We start from the raw sequence: 15,115 nt of genomic DNA on the forward strand, positions 1-15,115 counted from the left end.
CTAAATGTGGAGACGGGGCGCCGTTTTCAAGCGACGGGCACTTTTACATTCCCGGCCGCGGTCTGGACCGAATAGCTGAACGGTTCGTCCTTCCAGCCGGTCTTGGCGCCGCCATGCGCGCCGTCGCGGCGCATCACCGCGATGCCGCCGTCTATTTCATAACCTGCGTCCTCGATCCGCCGGATCGCGGCTTCGGCCGCCGCCTGCGGTTCCATCCCGCCGCGCATCAGTTCGACGGCGTGATAGGTCGGAAGAAAACGCATCATCACGTCGCCGTTACCCGTTGCAACCGCCGCGCCGACCGCCTGATCGCAATAGGCCCCGGCGCCGATGATCGGCGAATCGCCGACGCGCCCCGGAATCTTGAACTCGCGCCCGTTGGTTGAACAGCCGACGCAAAGATTGCCCGCCGCATCGAGCGCGATGCAGCCGACGGTGTCGTGACCGGCGAGCTTTGGATTCTTGCCGATCGGCTCGGGAGCGAAAGCGTTGGTCTTTTCGCCCTTTGCCGCCCATTTGTCCCACGCCTTCTGCGATACGACGCTGGTCAGCGATGTCTCGGTGAAGCCCATGCGTGCGGCGAAGCGCGTTGCGTCGTCGCCGACGATCAGGCTGTGCTGGGTTTCTTCCATCACCTTTCGCGCCACGGAAATGGCGCGCTTGACCCGCTTGAGGCAGCCGACCGCGCCGGCGTCGTGCGTCGGGCCCCACATGATCATCGCATCGAGCGTCGTCTCGCCGACCTCGTTGGGAACACCGCCCGCGCCGACCCAATAGTCGCCGAGCAGCTCGACATGGTTGATCGCCGCCTCGACGACGTCGAGCGCCGAGGCGCCCGCCGCGAGCATCGGCCAGCCAATGGCGTTCGCGCCGGGCCCGAAGTCCCACGTCGTCATGATGAAGGACTTGCCCGTCGCGATGGCTTCCGGCTTGGCCGGTTTTGCCGTCGCCCCGCTGGTCCCCAGCGCCGCCAGTCCGACCGCGGCGGTGCCGAATGCACGCCGCGAGATCATCCGCTTGTCCGTCATCGCCCGTCCTCCTGCTGGAGCGAGGCTAGCGCCCTGCGGATCAGGCGGCAATCGGTCCCTTGAAGATGAAGAAGGCGCCGCCGGCGATCAGCAGAAAGCCGACGAGATGGTTGATCGTCAGTTTCTCGCCGAGCCAGAAGACGGCGAAACCCGCGAACACCAGCAGGGTGATCACTTCCTGCATCGTTTTCAGCTCGGCGGTCGAATAGACGCTATGACCGATCCGGTTCGCGGGGACTGCGAGGCAATATTCGAAAAAGGCGATGCCCCACGCGATCAGGATCGCCAGCCACATCGGACGCGAAACGTCGCCGAGATGGCCGTACCAGGCAAAGGTCATGAAGATGTTGGAGATGACGAGCAGCCCGATGGGGGCAAGATAGGGCGTCATGGCTTGTCCTTTGCGAGCGGCAGGACGTCGCGGAGCAGCGCGGCGAAGAAGATTCCGGGTTCCTCGACCATCGGCATATGCGCCGAATGTTCCAGCCAGACGAGCGTCTTCGACGGCGCCTGCACCTTGCCGAACCACTCCGCCGCGACCGGCGACGGCACGGTATAATCGTGGCGGCCGAGCAGGAAGACCAGCGGCACGTCCATCTTGCGCACCGGTTTGAAGCTGACGTCGGCGAGCCGCGGCCACAATGTCGTCACCGAAAATTCGCTGCCCTTGCCCCAAGCCTGTATGTCTGCCGGGCCATATTCGGGCGACAGGCGCGGGGTCTGGAAATAATATTTGAGGTCGGGCTTGTTGTAGATGAGCGAGCCGTAGGGGATCGCATATTTGCGCCAGCCGTCGGCCTTGGCGATGGTGAACTCGCCTTGCGGATAGGGAGCGAGCGCGTCGATGGCCTGCACCGCCTCGTTGTTACCCGCTGCCAGCGCCTTGGCGCGTGTCCACGCCATGCCGGCCTTTTCACCGTCGCGAAAATCGATACCCTGACCGACCCCGACATAGGCATAAAGGAGGTCTGGGCGCTTTACGGCGACCGACAGGCCGACGATCGAGCCCCAGCTATGTCCCATCAGCACGACCTTGCGCTTGTTATAGCGCTTTTTGAGCAACTCGATCAGCTCGATGGCGTCGTCGCGGTAACGGTCGGGCGTCATCGTCGGAGCCAGCGTGACGGGATCATTGAGCGGATAGGAACGCCCGGCGCCGCGCTGGTCGTACTGAACGACGGTGAAGACATCCTCCCAAGGTCGCTGGAACGCCCACGCAAACGGCATCTCGACCGCGCCCGGACCGCCGTGGACGAAGATCAGCAGCGGATTGTCCTTGTCGGCGCCGCGCACATTGACGACCTGCCGGGCACCGCCGAGCGTGGCCTCGAAGGTTTCCTGCACCCCGTTCGGCGTCACGATCTTGCCGATGTCGGCGACGATCGCACGTGCCGGGGCGTAGGCGTCTTCGGGTTGCGCGATTGCGGGCGCCGCGACCAGAGTGGCCGCGGCGGCAATGAGGCCCAGCAGTTTGCGCATCGTCAGAACGCCAGCGGCGCGTCGAGTTCCTTCACCTGCCAGGGCAGGCCGTGCTTGTTCAGCATGTCCATGAAGGGATCGGGATCCATCTGTTCCATGTTGAACACGCCGTCGCCCGACCAGGTTCCGGTGACCATCATCGCGGCGCCGATCATCGCGGGAACGCCGGTCGTATAGCTCACCGCCTGATTGCCCGTTTCGGCAAAGGCATCTTCGTGGTCGCAGATATTATAGAGGTAGAGCGTCTTTTCCTTGCCGTCCTTGCCGAGGCCGGTCGCGATGACGCCGATGTTGGTCTTGCCCTTGGTCGTCTCGCCGAGGCTCGACGGTTCGGGCAGCACCGCTTTCAGGAATTGCAGCGGGATGATCTCGCGGCCTTCGTAGATCACCGGATCGATGCGCGTCATGCCGACATTCTGCAGCACGGTAAGATGCTGGATATAGGCATCGCCGAAGGTCATCCAGAAGCGGATCCGCCGGATTTCGGGCAGGTGCGTCTTCAGGCTTTCGATTTCCTCATGATACATGAGGTACATGTTCTTCGGGCCGACGGCCTCGAAGTCGAACTGCTGCTTCACCGACATCGGCGGGGTTTCGACCCAGTCGCCATTTTCCCAGTGGCGCGCGACCGCGGTGACTTCGCGGATGTTGATCTCGGGATTGAAGTTGGTCGCGAAATGCTGGCCATGGTCGCCGCCGTTGCAATCGAGGATGTCGAGCGTGTCGATGCGGTCGAAATGATGCTTCTTGAGCCAGGTGGTGAAGACGCTCGTCACCCCGGGGTCGAAACCCGAACCGAGCAGCGCCATCAGCCCGGCGTCCTTGAAGCGGTCCTGATAAGCCCACTGCCAGTGGTACTCGAACTTTGCTTCGTCGCGCGGTTCGTAGTTCGCCGTGTCGAGATAGTGCGCACCGGTCGACAGGCACGCCTCCATGATCGTGAGATCCTGATAGGGCAACGCTAGGTTCACGACATGCGTCGCGCCGATCGAGCGGATCAGCGCCGCCGTCGCGTCGATATGGTCGGCGTCGACTTCGGCGGTCTTGATCGTGACGCCGGTGCGTTCCTTGACCGACTCGGCGATCGCGTCGCACTTGAACTTGCGACGGCTGGCGAGCGTGATGTCGGGAAAGATGTCGGGGTTCATCGCCATCTTGTGCACCGCGACCGATCCGACGCCGCCTGCGCCGATCACCAGAACCTTGCTCATGTGAAAACCTCCTGTCGGCTACCTATGCCGCTTGTCATCTATGCCGCGGCCTATAGGACGAAGCCATGACACAGCAAAGCCCCGATCCCTTGCTCGACCCGGCACGCGCGCCGTCGCTCGCGGGTGTCGAACGCGCAGCGGCGAAAGTCGCTGCACTCCTCCCGCAAACGCCGCTCCTGCCGCTTGACGTCGACGGCCGGACGATCTGGTGCAAGGCCGAATGCCTGCAGCCCGTCGGGGCGTTCAAGATTCGCGGCGCCTGGCACCGGTTGACCGATCTCACGCCCGAACAGGCTGCCGCCGGGGTGGTCGGCGTCTCGAGCGGTAACCATGCGCAGGGCGTCGCCTGGGCGGCGAAGCGGCTCGGCATCGCGGCGACGATCGTGATGCCGAGCAATGCGCCGCAGATGAAGCTGGCCGCGACGCGCGCACTAGGGGCGGAGGTCGTGCTCTACGACCGCGTGACCGAATCGCGCGACGCCGTGGCGGCGAAACTGCTCGAAGAGCGCGGCGGCACGCTCGTCCATGCCTATGGCGACCCGTGGATCATCGAGGGGCAGGGGACGGCGGGGATCGAAGCGCGCGCGCAGATGCAGGAACGCGGGATCGACGGCCCCGACAAGGTGATCGCCTGCTGCGGCGGCGGCGGACTCTCGGCGGGGCTGGCTCTCGCCTTACCCGAAACCGAACTCGTCGCGGTCGAGCCCGAAGGCTGGGATGATGTGAAGCGCAGTCTCGAAGCCGGCGAGATATTGTCGGTCGAGGACCTGTCATATCCTACCGAGTGCGACGCTCTCCAGACGCCGCAGACCTGGCCGATCAACTTCGCGGTGTTGCAGGCGCGCGGCGTCCGCGGCGTCGTCGTGACGCGCGAGGAAGTGCGCCATGCGATGCGCGTGGCATTCGAGAAGTTGCATCTTGTCGTCGAGCCCGGCGGCGCGGCGGCGCTCGCCGCTGTGCTCGCAGGCAAGGTCGAATTGGGCGATGCGACATTGATCACCCTGTCGGGCGGCAATGTCGACCCCAGGCATTATGCGGAGATATTGGCGGGATAGGCGGATACTTATCCCGATGCGTGCGTTTGGACGGGGAAGGAGAAGCAAGATGCAAAAGAGCTTTTTGATCGGCGCGGCGGCGCTCGTGCTGCTGAGCGGCTGCGAAAAGGCCGAGGCGCCCGCGCCGGCCGATACTACTACCACCGAGGTTCCGGTCGAGACCACGCCGCCCGAGGGTGCCGCCGACGCCACCGATCCCGCTGCTGACCCGGCGACGGCACCGCATCGTTTCGCAAGCTGGGCGGGCAAATGGACCGGCGTCGAGGGGATGTATGTCACCATCACCACCGGCGAGCCGGGCAAGTACAAGCTGGAGATGCAGTCGGATCTCGACACCAAGGGCACCTATGACGGCAACGACAGCGAGCATGGCATCAAGTTCAAGCGCGGCACCGAAGAATTGAGCCTGCGCCGCGGCAATGGAGACGAAACCGGCCTCAAATATCTGGCCGGCAAAAAGGAATGCCTGATCGTCAAGGAAGGCGAGGGATACTGCCGCGACTGACGGCTGCATCGGCGGCGGGGTTTTTCAGCCCTGTCGCCGGTTTGTCATCGAAACGACGCCGAAAACGCATGAACGTCTGTCATGGGCGGCTCCGGATCCACCTTGCTCCGGGAGACCTTACCATGGCCAGTCGGCCCAATCGCAAGATCGCCACAGCGGTCGTTCGGGAAGGCGTCGAACAGAAACAGCGCTTGCTCGACCGCGCCTTTGCTTTCGCGTTCAAGGGGCTGGTCTATGCCCAGATATGGGAAGACCCCGTCGTCGACCTTGAGGCGCTGGCGATCGAACCGGGCAACCGGATCGCAACGATCGCGAGCGGCGGCTGCAATGTGTTTTCCTATCTCACCGCCGATCCGGCCGAGATTGTCGCGGTCGATCTCAACACGGCACATGTCGCGCTGAATCACCTCAAACGCGTCGCCATCCAGCGCCTTCCTACCTACGACCATTTCCGGCGGTTTTTTGCGGAGGCGGACAACGACGCCAATATCGCAGACTATAAGGCGTTCGTGCGCGGGTATCTCGACGATACGACCCGTCGCTATTGGGAAGGCCGCGACCTTCGCGGGCGTCGGCGGATCGACGGTTTCGCGCACGGGCTCCACAAGCGCGGGCTGCTGGGCGGGTTTATCGGGCTCGCGCACCTTGTCGCGCGGCTGCATCGTGTCGATCCGCGGCAGTTTCTCGAGGCGACGACGATCGAGGAGCAACGCGCGATCTTCGATGCGAAGTTCGCGCCGTTTTTCGACCGCAAGTTTATCCGCTGGATCACCGACCAGCGCTCGTCGCTCTTCGGACTTGGTATCCCGCCGGCGCAATATGACGCGCTTGCGGGCGGCCGTCCGATGGCGGACGTTTTGCGCGCCCGATTGGAAAAGCTCGCCTGCGACTTTCCGCTCGAAGAGAATTATTTTGCCTGGCAGGCGTTCGGACGGCGTTACGGCAGGGACGCCAAGGCATCGTTGCCGCCCTATTTGCAGGCGGAAAACCACGCAGTGGTCAGGGATCGCGCTGCGCGGGTGACGATGCTGCATGCGAATATGACCGACATGCTCGCGGCGGCCGACGCAGCGAGTTTCGATCGTTATGTGTTTCTCGACGCACAGGACTGGATGAACGACGTGCAGCTGACCGCATTGTGGACCGAGGTTACCCGCACTGCGCGGCCAGGCGCTCGTGTGCTGTTCCGGACGGCAGCCGAACCGAGCTTGCTGCCGGGGCGCTTGCCAGAGGCGCTGCTCGACCGCTGGAAATATCGCGACGAGGCATCACGGGACTATACCCGCCGCGATCGTTCGGCCATCTATGGCGGCGTGCATCTCTATGTTCTGAAGGCTGCATGACGATGAGTGACGCGCATGGGAAATTGATGGACGGCATCTATCGCTACCAGCGGCATTTCTATGATTTCACGCGAAAATATTTCCTTCTCGGCCGCGACGAGATGATTGCGGGCCTCGCGCCGCCGCCGGGCGGCGCGGTGCTCGAAATCGGTTGCGGCACCGGCCGTAATCTCGTGCTCGCGGGCCGCGCCTGGCCGGAGGCGCAGTTGTTCGGCATCGATATCTCGGCCGCGATGCTGGACACGGCGCGCGCCGCGATGACGAAAGCGGGGCTGGACGGGCGCGCCATGCTGGCGGAAGGCGATGCGCGCGATTTCGACCCTGCCGTCCTGTTCGGCCGTGAGACCTTCGACCGCATCTTCATCAGCTATGCGCTGTCGATGATTCCCGACTGGGCCACGGCGCTCGCGCATGCGGCACGGTATCTCGCACCGGGCGGGCGGATAGAGATTGTCGATTTCGGCCAGCAGGACCGGCTGCCGACATTGTGGAAGCGCGCCTTCTTCGGGTGGCTCGCCCATTTCCACGTCGTTCCGCGCGCCGATCTGGGGCGCGTCATCGCGGGGCTCGCCCGCGAAACCGGGATGGCCGGTCATTGCCGCAGCATGGCGCGGGGCTATGCGATCCGCGGCGGTCTCGCGCGCGGCTGATTTGCTGCTATGCTTCCGTAAACGGGGGAGCGGCGGATGGGCGAGGCAATCGAACGGGCAACGGCAGCGCAGCTTGACGGTGTCAAGGCGACGCTGGCGTTCGCTTTCCAGACCGATCCGGCGCTGTCGTGGATCCTGCCTGATCCCGAGCACCGTGCACGCGCGCTTCGCGGGCTTTTCCATGTGCTTGTGCCCGCCGACTTTCGTGCGGGCGCCGTCCTCCGCTCGGCGGGCGACGAGGCCGCGGCGCTATGGCGTGCGCCCGGGCAGGCGCATGGCGGGATGATCGAGTTTTTGCGCACCGTCATCCCGCTTGTCGCGACCTTTGGCACCGCGCTGCCGCGCGGCCTGAAAGTGCAGGGCGGGATCGACGCCCATCGCCCGACGGGGCGTTTCTGGTACCTTCACTATGTCGGCGTGCGCCCTGAACATCAGGGCAAGGGACATGGCGGGCGGATTATTCGCACGCAGACAGCGACGGCGGACCGGGAGGGACTGCCTTGCTGGCTGGAAACCGCGACGGCGGAAAATGTGCCGCTGTACGAACGGCTGGGCTTTGTTACGCAGGTCGAATGGGATGTACCGGGCGGCGGACCCCATTTCTGGGGAATGATGCGGTCGGCGCGTGAAGCCTAGATCAGCGATCGAATCAGGCAGCCCGCGACCAGGCCCAGTACGACTGCGAATAGAGCCAAGCATCCGATTTGCAGCCAGCGGTGCTTTTGCAATCCCCGATCGACCGCTCCAATCATGAAAAAGTCGGCAATAGCTCCAAAAGCAGCCGACAGGATTTCGCCCATGGGCCTTGCGCCGTCAGTCGTCGAACCCGACGAAGCGTACCGCCTCGTCGACGCGCTTGCGGTTCGATACGACGGCGTTCGCCGGGAAATCCTCTGCAGGCCAGCCCATCGCGACGCAGATCATGATAACCTGATCGTCGGCGATGCCGGCATGTTCGCGCACCACCGGGCTTTGCATAATGCCCTGGCTGTTGATGACGCAGCCGAGCCCGCGCGACCAGGCGGCGTTGACGAGCGCGTTGGTCACCGCGCCGCAATCGAACGGAGCGATATCGCTGCCCAGCAGCACACGGTCGTAGGTGACGACGACGCTGACCGGCGCGTCGAACTGACGAAAACCGCGCAGCACCCAGTCCTGCCGCGCGTCCTTGTCCTCGCGCGCGATGCCCATCGCGCCGAACAATTGCTTGGCGATCTCGATCTGGCGGGCGCGGTGGTCGTCGGCGATGCCGTCGAAGCGGCGAAATTCGCGGCTGTCCGGAATGCCCGCGAGAATCCCGTCGGTATTGCCCTTGCGGATTGCGTCGAGCGGGGCGCCGGTGACGACCGCGAAATTCCAGCACTGGTTGTTGAACGAGGAGGGCGCGCGCATCGCGACCTCGATCACCTCGGCGATCAGCGCTTTCGGAACAGGCTTGTCGAGGAAGCCGCGGATGGAGCGGCGTCCCTTCACGACCTCGTCAAAACCGGGTGAGGTCGTCACGCCGCCTTGCGCAGTTCCAGCCGGTCCCAGATTTCGACGAGCGCCTGCGTCAGTTCGCGCATCATCGCCTCGTCGTGCGCCGGGCCGGGCGTGAAGCGCAGGCGTTCGGTGCCGCGCGGCACGGTCGGGAAATTGATCGGCTGCACATAGACGCCATATTCGGCGAGCAGGATGTCGCTGATCTTCTTCGCGCGCACCGGATCGCCGACCATCAGCGGGACGATATGCGTCGTCGAATCCATGACCGGCAGGCCGGCGTCGCGGAAGCTCTGCTTGAGATAAGCGGCGGCCTCCTGCTGTGCCTCGCGCTCGACGCTCGATGCCTTGAGATGGCGGACGCTGGCGAGCACCCCGGCGACGAGCACCGGCGACAGGCTGGTCGTGAAGATGAAGCCCGGCGCATAGGAGCGGATGACGTCGATGATATTCTTGTCGGCGGCGATATAGCCGCCCATCACGCCGAACGCCTTGCCCAGCGTGCCCTCGATGATCGTGACGCGGTGCGCTGCTTCGTCCCGGTCGGTAATGCCGCCGCCGCGCGGGCCGTACATGCCGACGGCATGGACTTCGTCGCAATAGGTCAGCGCGTTATATTTTTCGGCGAGGTCGCAGATCGCGTGGATCGGCGCGACATCGCCGTCCATCGAATAGACGCTCTCGAATGCGATCAGCTTCGCCGCTTCGGGATCGTCCTGCGCCATCAGCTCTTCGAGATGGGCGAGGTCGTTGTGGCGCCAGACACGCTTTTCGCAGCCCGAGTTGCGGATGCCGGCGATCATCGAGGCGTGGTTGAGTTCGTCCGAATAGATGATGCAGTTCGGCAGCAGCTTGCCGAGCGTGCCGAGCGTCGCTTCGTTCGAGATATAGCCCGAGGTGAAGAGCAGCGCGCCCTCCTTGCCGTGCAGGTCGGCGAGTTCGGCCTCGAGATCGATATGATAATGGGTGTTGCCGCCGATGTTGCGGGTGCCGCCCGAACCGGCGCCGACATCGTGCAGCGCCTCTTCCATCGCGGCGACGACCTTCGGGTGCTGGCCCATCGCGAGATAGTCGTTCGAGCACCAGACGGTGATCGGCTTGGGGCCGTTGTGGCCGGCAAAACAGCGGGCGTTCGGAAAGGCGCCCTTGTTACGCAGGATGTCGATGAAGACGCGGTAGCGCCCTTCTTCGTGCAGTCGGTCGATCGCCCGGGCGAAAATATCGTTATAGTTCACTACAGCCCCGCTTGTCAGCTGGTTGCCGTCCCCCGCCGACGGCTATTAACAGGCGGGCCAATAACGTCGAATCAGGCGGAAATCCAGTGCGAACGATTCGCAATTCACTCGCTCGATCAGAGTGATCGTGCGCACCGCGGGTCCGCCGCGATATGGTTATGGCAGGGCCTGAAGAAGGCATGTCGAAGGAGGTCGCGGATATGCGGATAGTGAAGGTCTTGATCCTGTCGGTGGCGGTGTCGGCAAGCGGGGCTTCGGCGTCGAAGCCCGCGAAGCCGCCGTTCGAGGGGTTATGGATGAGCTGCAAAAGCTGGCAGGGTTCCTCGATCTGCGCCTACACGGCGCTTGCGCAGCAGGGGACGCGTGTCTGCGGGGTGCAGAGCGACTTTGCGACCAACCGCTATTACGTCCAGCGCTTCGTCGGCACCGCGCGGGGCAATGTGGTCGAGATCGACCGCATCTGCGGCGATCCGGGGTCGGAAACCGACACCTATTGCGCCGGACAGGCACCCGCCGACGCTGCCAAGGTCGGCTGGGGCGCATCGGACGGGCAATTGTCGCTGTGCGAGGGGCGTCTGCTAGCCGGAAAAAAGGGTGAAGCGGCGCATTGCACGCCGGCAGCGGCGCGCGCCGCCATGCCCAAAACCTCGGGTCGGGATGGCGAAGGGCCTGAGGCCGAGGACCGCGCCTGGATGGCGTCCTGCGCGCAGGGCGACGACGGCTAGATCGTCTCGATCCTGCCGATGCCATAGGGCGCCAGCACCGCCAATGGCGGCGGCGGCCGGTCGTCGCTGCGGGTGAAGACCGCGAGGCCGGGCGTCGCCGTCGCCGGCCAGTCCTGCCCGTCGGTCAGATGGGCGATCCGGCGCGCGATACCGGCGGCGCCGTCGATCAGCCGGACGCCGGGACCGGTGGCTGCCTGCAGTTCGTCTTCGAGCAGGGGGAAATGGGTACAGGCAAGCACGATCACGTCCATCGCGTCGCCGCCCGGCTGGTCGCGCAGCCCCGAGATCGCGCGGGCGATAACGGCGGGATCGACCGGATCGCCGCGCAATTTTGCCTCGGCGCCGGTGACGAGCCCGGGACTGCCATGGCGCAGCACCGTTTTTCCGCCGGCGAATTTCGCGCTCAGATCGTCGACATAGGGCTGGCGGACGGTCGCTTCGGTGCCGAGCACGCCGATGACGCCGCTTTGCGTCAGTTCGGCGGCGGGCTTGATTGCGGGCACGGTGCCGACGATGGGCAGGTCGAGCGCGGCGCGGACGTGGGCGAGCGCGATCGTCGACGCGGTGTTGCACGCGATCACCGCGAGCCGCGGCTGGTAGCGTTCGACAAGCCGGCCGAGCAGCGCGGGCACGCGCGCCGCCAGTTCGGCCTCGCTTTTCTGGCCATAAGGCAATCCGGCATAGTCGGCGGCGTAGACGATCGGCGCGGTCGGCAGCAGCGCATGTGTCGGCCCCAGCACGGTGAGCCCGCCGAGGCCGCTGTCGAAGAAGAGGATGGGCGCGTCGCGAGGCGGGGATGACATCGGGCGGCGTTAGCAGGGGGCGGGGCGGGGCTCAATTGCCGTGATGCTGGTCCATTTTGACAGCGACCGATCTCGAATCGTTGATTGCACCGTCCAACATCGCCACAGTGGCGCCGATGGAGCGGGGAGTGTCATGACGATATTTTTGCTGATCGCGCTTGGCTATCTGCTCGGTTCGATCCCCTTTGGCGTCATCCTGACCCGGCTGTTCGGCGCGGGCGACCTCAGGCAGATCGGATCGGGCAACATTGGCGCGACCAATGTGCTGCGGACCGGGCGCAAGGGGCTGGCGGCGGCGACGCTGATCCTCGATGGCGCCAAGGGCGCGGTCGCGGTGCTGCTGGCGCGGCATTTCCTGCCCGATCTGGCTGAACCGGGCGCGATGCTCGCCGGGGCGGCGGCGATGATCGGCCATTGCTATCCGGTGTGGCTGAAGTTTCGCGGCGGCAAGGGTGTCGCGACCTTGCTCGGCCTGTCCTTTGCGCTCGCCTGGCCGATCGGGCTGGTCTTTGCGATTGTCTGGCTCGGTACCGTGCTGCTGCTCCGCATCTCGTCGCTCGGCGGCATGGCGGGTGCGGTGTCGGCACCCGTCGCGGCGCTGGCGTTCGGCTATCCGCCCTATGCCCTCGGCCTCGCCGGTCTCGCGGTGATCGTGTTGTGGCGGCATCGCGAAAATATCGCACGGCTGCGGGCGGGGACCGAGCCGCGGGTCGGGTCGAAGAAACAGGACAGCGCCGCGTGATCCCAGCCGAACGGCTGGCGCGGCTGCGGTTGATCCGCACGCCGCATGTCGGACCGGTAAGCTGGCACCAGCTCATGCAGCGTTTCGGCTCGGGTGAGGCGGCGCTCGATGCGCTTCCCGATCTCGTGCTGCGGGGTGGTGCGGGAAGGCCTCGTATCGCGCCCGCCGATGCCGTGCTGCGTGAAATCGATCGTGTCGCGGCGCTTGGCGCGCGTCATATCTTCAGTGACGAGGACGATTATTCGCCGTTGCTGCGCGAGGTCGAGGGCGCGCCGCCGGTCGTCATCGTGCGCGGCGATGCCGCGATGCTGCGCCGCCCTTGTGTCGCGATCGTCGGCGCGCGCAATGCCTCGGCGGCGGCGTGCCGCTTCGCGCGCCAGCTTGCGGTGGACCTCGCCGCGCGGGGCGTCACGGTCGTCAGCGGCCTTGCGCGCGGGGTCGACACCGCGGCGCATATCGGTGCGCTCGGCGGATCGACGGCTGGCGTCATCGCGAGCGGGATCGATATCGCTTTCCCGCCTGAAAATGCGGCGTTGCAGGAAAAAATTGCGAGCGACCAGTTGCTCGTCGCCGAACAGCCGCCGGGGACCGAACCGCTCGCGCGCCATTTCCCGTCGCGCAACCGGATCATCGCCGGCATGGCGCATGGTACGGTGGTGATCGAGGCGGCGCCCCGTTCGGGATCGCTGATCACCGCGCGCCGCGCCGGCGATTACGGGCGCGAGGTGATGGCGGTGCCCGGCTCGCCGCTGGATCCGCGCGCGCAGGGTTGCAACCTGCTGATCCGTGAAGGCGCGACGCTGATCCAGAATGTCGACGACGTGATCGAGGCGGTCGGGCCGATCGATACGCGCATGGTCCGCGAACCGGTCCGGCCTTTTGCCCTAGCCGCTGGCGCCCTTTCGGCTGCCGCGATCGATGCGGGCGAGGGCGACCGGCGCGATGTCGCCGCGCTGCTCGGACCGACGCCGGTCGCTATCGACGAGCTGGTCCGGCAATCGGGCCAGGCCGCGACGACGGTCCAGCTCGTCCTCCTCGAACTCGAGCTCGCGGGCCGGATCGAACGGCATGCGGGCGCGCGGGTTTCGCTGGTGTGACGGTCGGCACAGCGTCCTAACCCTTGGCAATACAACGATTCGTCCCGGTTCAGCCACGGTTCAGCGGCCGAGCGACAGGCTGATGATATTGTATCACATGAGGGGAGATTGATGATGCGTAGCCGATATCTGACCGGGGTTACGATGTTCGCCGTCCTCGCATCGGCCCCGGCGCCGTTGCCGTTGGCGGTTGCCCATGCGCAGCCGGGCGGCCAGCAGGGCTTTTGCCGTACTGCCGATCCCTTGCCGCGTCTCGACCCCGAAGCCCGGCCGCAGCAGCAATCGAACACGGGCTACAAGACCAAGGGAGGCCGCGTTTCGCGGGGCGAAGCCATGCCGATGGCGTCGCCCCCGCCACCGCCGCCCCCGCCGCCACCTCCGCCGCCGTCCCCGGTTTATGCACCCGAGGCGCGTTCGGACGAAAGCGCCGAGGCGGTGGTGGTTACCGGGTCGAGCGCCGAGCGCGGCGCCGCCGACATGTCGGCACCGGTAGAGAGCGCGCCGCCGGCGCCACCTCCTCCCGGCTCATCGAGCGACTATGCCCGGACCAGCCCGACAATATTGCCGCCATACCCGCCGCGCCCGCGCCCGCGTCCGCAACCGCAGCCGCAATCGGGCATATTGACCGCGGGCGAGCATGACGACTTGCTCAACCCCGAACTTTATGCAGCCTATGTGAACCGGACCAGCCTGGGTCAGGAAATCCGGGTGCTGCCCCGCGTCGACACGATGCGCGTCGTCACGGTGAAGGTGAACGACCGCAGCGGCCAGCCGATCCCCTTCGCCGACGTCGTCGTGACCTGTTCGGACGGCAACAGCATCACCATGGCGACACAGGCCGACGGGAGCGCGGTCTTTTTCCCCGGCCTCGACCGGCTGAGCGAACGGATCACGGTCACCGCGCGCAAGGCGGGCCGGACCATTGCCGACGCGCGGCCGGTGCTCGTCGCCGACGCGCCCGGCGGCCAGACCGTCGGGCTGACCGCGAACCAGGCGGCGGCGAAGGTCAGCAAGCTCGATCTGATGCTCGTCGTCGACACCACGGGGAGCATGGGCGACGAAATCAGTTACCTGCAGGCCGAACTGCGCTCGATCATCGGCGCCATCACCGCGAAGCACCGCGATCTCGATATCCGGATCGGCTTTGTCTTCTATCGCGATCTCGGCGACGAATATGTGACGCGGACGATCGCCTTCGACAGCGACATCGGCCGCGTGCAGGGCCAGCTTGCGCAGCAATATGCGAGCGGCGGGGGCGATTATCCCGAAGCGATGGATCAGGCGCTGATCCGCGCGGTCGGCCAGTCGTGGCGGCCCGATGCGGTGAAATCGCTGCTGCTCGTCGCCGATGCGCCGCCGCACGACGACAAGTTCGCCCGGACATGGGCGGCGGCCGAAGCCGCGCGTGCCAAGCGCATCCACATCACGCCGGTGGCCGCCTCAGGCGTTGCCGACAAGGCCGAATATGCAATGCGCGCGATGGCGGCAGCCACGCAGTCGCGGTACCTGTTCCTGACCGACGACAGCGGCGTCGGCAATCCGCACGCGCCGCCGGCGATCGACTGTTACCTCGTCACCCGGCTCGACGCCCTCGTCCGGCGGGTGATCGACAGCCAGATCAGCGGCCGCCGGATCGAGCCCGCCGATCAGGAAATCATCCGCAGCGTCGGCAATTACGATGCCGGCAAATGCATCCTGCCCGCCGATTTCAAATGGCAGAACCAGTAGCGTGTTGACTTGCCCCCGCATCTGACCGATGCGGG

At 65.6% G+C, this 15,115-nt stretch carries 17 protein-coding genes; 9 read left to right on the top strand and 8 right to left on the bottom strand.

Translation table 11 applies throughout. The annotated features are described in order from the left end of the window. Nucleotides 1-26: 26 nt before the first annotated feature. Genes V6U71_RS08775 through V6U71_RS08790 form a run of 4 tightly spaced genes read right to left on the bottom strand, consistent with a single transcriptional unit; the run spans nt 27 to nt 3,718 of the window. Complete coding sequence (locus tag V6U71_RS08775; protein WP_411341879.1) at nt 27-1,028, bottom strand: N(4)-(beta-N-acetylglucosaminyl)-L-asparaginase; 1,002 nt, start codon at nt 1,026-1,028, stop codon at nt 27-29. Between the two features lie 40 nt (nt 1,029-1,068). After that, the gene (locus tag V6U71_RS08780) at nt 1,069-1,419 is read right to left on the bottom strand and encodes a DMT family protein (protein WP_411341880.1); all 351 of its coding nucleotides are present in this window, start codon (nt 1,417-1,419) and stop codon (nt 1,069-1,071) included. Then, on the bottom strand, nt 1,416-2,507 hold the full coding sequence (locus tag V6U71_RS08785; protein WP_411341881.1) for an alpha/beta fold hydrolase: 1,092 nt from the start codon (nt 2,505-2,507) through the stop codon (nt 1,416-1,418). Before V6U71_RS08785 ends, V6U71_RS08780 begins: the two co-directional genes overlap by 4 nt. A gap of 2 nt (nt 2,508-2,509) precedes the next feature. Further along, complete coding sequence (locus V6U71_RS08790) at nt 2,510-3,718, bottom strand: saccharopine dehydrogenase family protein (protein ID WP_411341882.1); 1,209 nt, start codon at nt 3,716-3,718, stop codon at nt 2,510-2,512. Between the two features lie 65 nt (nt 3,719-3,783). Between V6U71_RS08790 and V6U71_RS08795 the strand changes: the two genes are divergently transcribed. The 5 genes from V6U71_RS08795 to V6U71_RS08815 all read left to right on the top strand — a co-directional run bounded on the left by V6U71_RS08795 (nt 3,784) and on the right by V6U71_RS08815 (nt 7,907). Next, nucleotides 3,784-4,773, top strand: a complete 990-nt coding sequence (locus tag V6U71_RS08795) for a threonine ammonia-lyase (protein WP_411341883.1) — start codon at nt 3,784-3,786, stop codon at nt 4,771-4,773. Between the two features lie 49 nt (nt 4,774-4,822). Next, the gene (locus V6U71_RS08800; protein ID WP_411341884.1) at nt 4,823-5,278 is read left to right on the top strand and encodes a hypothetical protein; all 456 of its coding nucleotides are present in this window, start codon (nt 4,823-4,825) and stop codon (nt 5,276-5,278) included. Between the two features lie 122 nt (nt 5,279-5,400). Continuing rightward, the gene (locus V6U71_RS08805) at nt 5,401-6,621 is read left to right on the top strand and encodes a DUF3419 family protein (RefSeq protein WP_411341885.1); all 1,221 of its coding nucleotides are present in this window, start codon (nt 5,401-5,403) and stop codon (nt 6,619-6,621) included. A 2-nt stretch (nt 6,622-6,623) separates the two neighbouring features. Further along, the gene (locus tag V6U71_RS08810) at nt 6,624-7,271 is read left to right on the top strand and encodes a class I SAM-dependent methyltransferase (RefSeq protein WP_411341886.1); all 648 of its coding nucleotides are present in this window, start codon (nt 6,624-6,626) and stop codon (nt 7,269-7,271) included. Nucleotides 7,272-7,307: 36 nt separating this feature from the next. Beyond that, nucleotides 7,308-7,907 (top strand): GNAT family N-acetyltransferase, encoded by a 600-nt coding sequence (locus tag V6U71_RS08815; RefSeq protein ID WP_411341887.1) that lies wholly within the window; start codon nt 7,308-7,310, stop codon nt 7,905-7,907. Here V6U71_RS08815 and V6U71_RS08820 read toward each other — a convergent pair. The 3 genes from V6U71_RS08820 to hemA are packed head-to-tail and all read right to left on the bottom strand — an operon-like array spanning nt 7,904 to nt 9,985. Beyond that, on the bottom strand, nt 7,904-8,071 hold the full coding sequence (locus V6U71_RS08820; protein ID WP_411341888.1) for a hypothetical protein: 168 nt from the start codon (nt 8,069-8,071) through the stop codon (nt 7,904-7,906). The genes V6U71_RS08815 and V6U71_RS08820 overlap by 4 nt on opposite strands. 13 nt (nt 8,072-8,084) lie before the next feature. Next, nucleotides 8,085-8,774, bottom strand: a complete 690-nt coding sequence (locus V6U71_RS08825) for a nitroreductase (RefSeq protein WP_411341889.1) — start codon at nt 8,772-8,774, stop codon at nt 8,085-8,087. Beyond that, on the bottom strand, nt 8,771-9,985 hold the full coding sequence (hemA, locus tag V6U71_RS08830; protein ID WP_411341890.1) for a 5-aminolevulinate synthase: 1,215 nt from the start codon (nt 9,983-9,985) through the stop codon (nt 8,771-8,773). Before hemA ends, V6U71_RS08825 begins: the two co-directional genes overlap by 4 nt. A 200-nt stretch (nt 9,986-10,185) precedes the next feature. Here hemA and V6U71_RS08835 point away from each other — a divergent pair, with 200 nt between their 5' ends. Then, on the top strand, nt 10,186-10,710 hold the full coding sequence (locus tag V6U71_RS08835) for a hypothetical protein (RefSeq protein ID WP_411341891.1): 525 nt from the start codon (nt 10,186-10,188) through the stop codon (nt 10,708-10,710). On the opposite strand, the gene murI is transcribed toward V6U71_RS08835, so the two are convergent. Further along, nucleotides 10,707-11,513 (bottom strand): glutamate racemase, encoded by an 807-nt coding sequence (gene murI / locus V6U71_RS08840; protein ID WP_411341892.1) that lies wholly within the window; start codon nt 11,511-11,513, stop codon nt 10,707-10,709. The genes V6U71_RS08835 and murI overlap by 4 nt on opposite strands. A gap of 133 nt (nt 11,514-11,646) precedes the next feature. Here murI and plsY point away from each other — a divergent pair, with 133 nt between their 5' ends. The 3 genes from plsY to V6U71_RS08855 all read left to right on the top strand — a co-directional run bounded on the left by plsY (nt 11,647) and on the right by V6U71_RS08855 (nt 15,080). Continuing rightward, complete coding sequence (gene plsY / locus V6U71_RS08845) at nt 11,647-12,255, top strand: glycerol-3-phosphate 1-O-acyltransferase PlsY (protein WP_411341893.1); 609 nt, start codon at nt 11,647-11,649, stop codon at nt 12,253-12,255. Then, on the top strand, nt 12,252-13,352 hold the full coding sequence (dprA, locus tag V6U71_RS08850) for a DNA-processing protein DprA (protein ID WP_411341894.1): 1,101 nt from the start codon (nt 12,252-12,254) through the stop codon (nt 13,350-13,352). The genes plsY and dprA overlap by 4 nt, the downstream gene beginning before the upstream one ends. A gap of 114 nt (nt 13,353-13,466) precedes the next feature. Beyond that, complete coding sequence (locus tag V6U71_RS08855) at nt 13,467-15,080, top strand: VWA domain-containing protein (protein ID WP_411341895.1); 1,614 nt, start codon at nt 13,467-13,469, stop codon at nt 15,078-15,080. Nucleotides 15,081-15,115 lie beyond the last annotated feature (35 nt).

Origin of the sequence: Sphingopyxis sp. J-6 (assembly GCF_046603995.1) — a bacterium.
GTDB lineage: Bacteria > Pseudomonadota > Alphaproteobacteria > Sphingomonadales > Sphingomonadaceae > Sphingopyxis.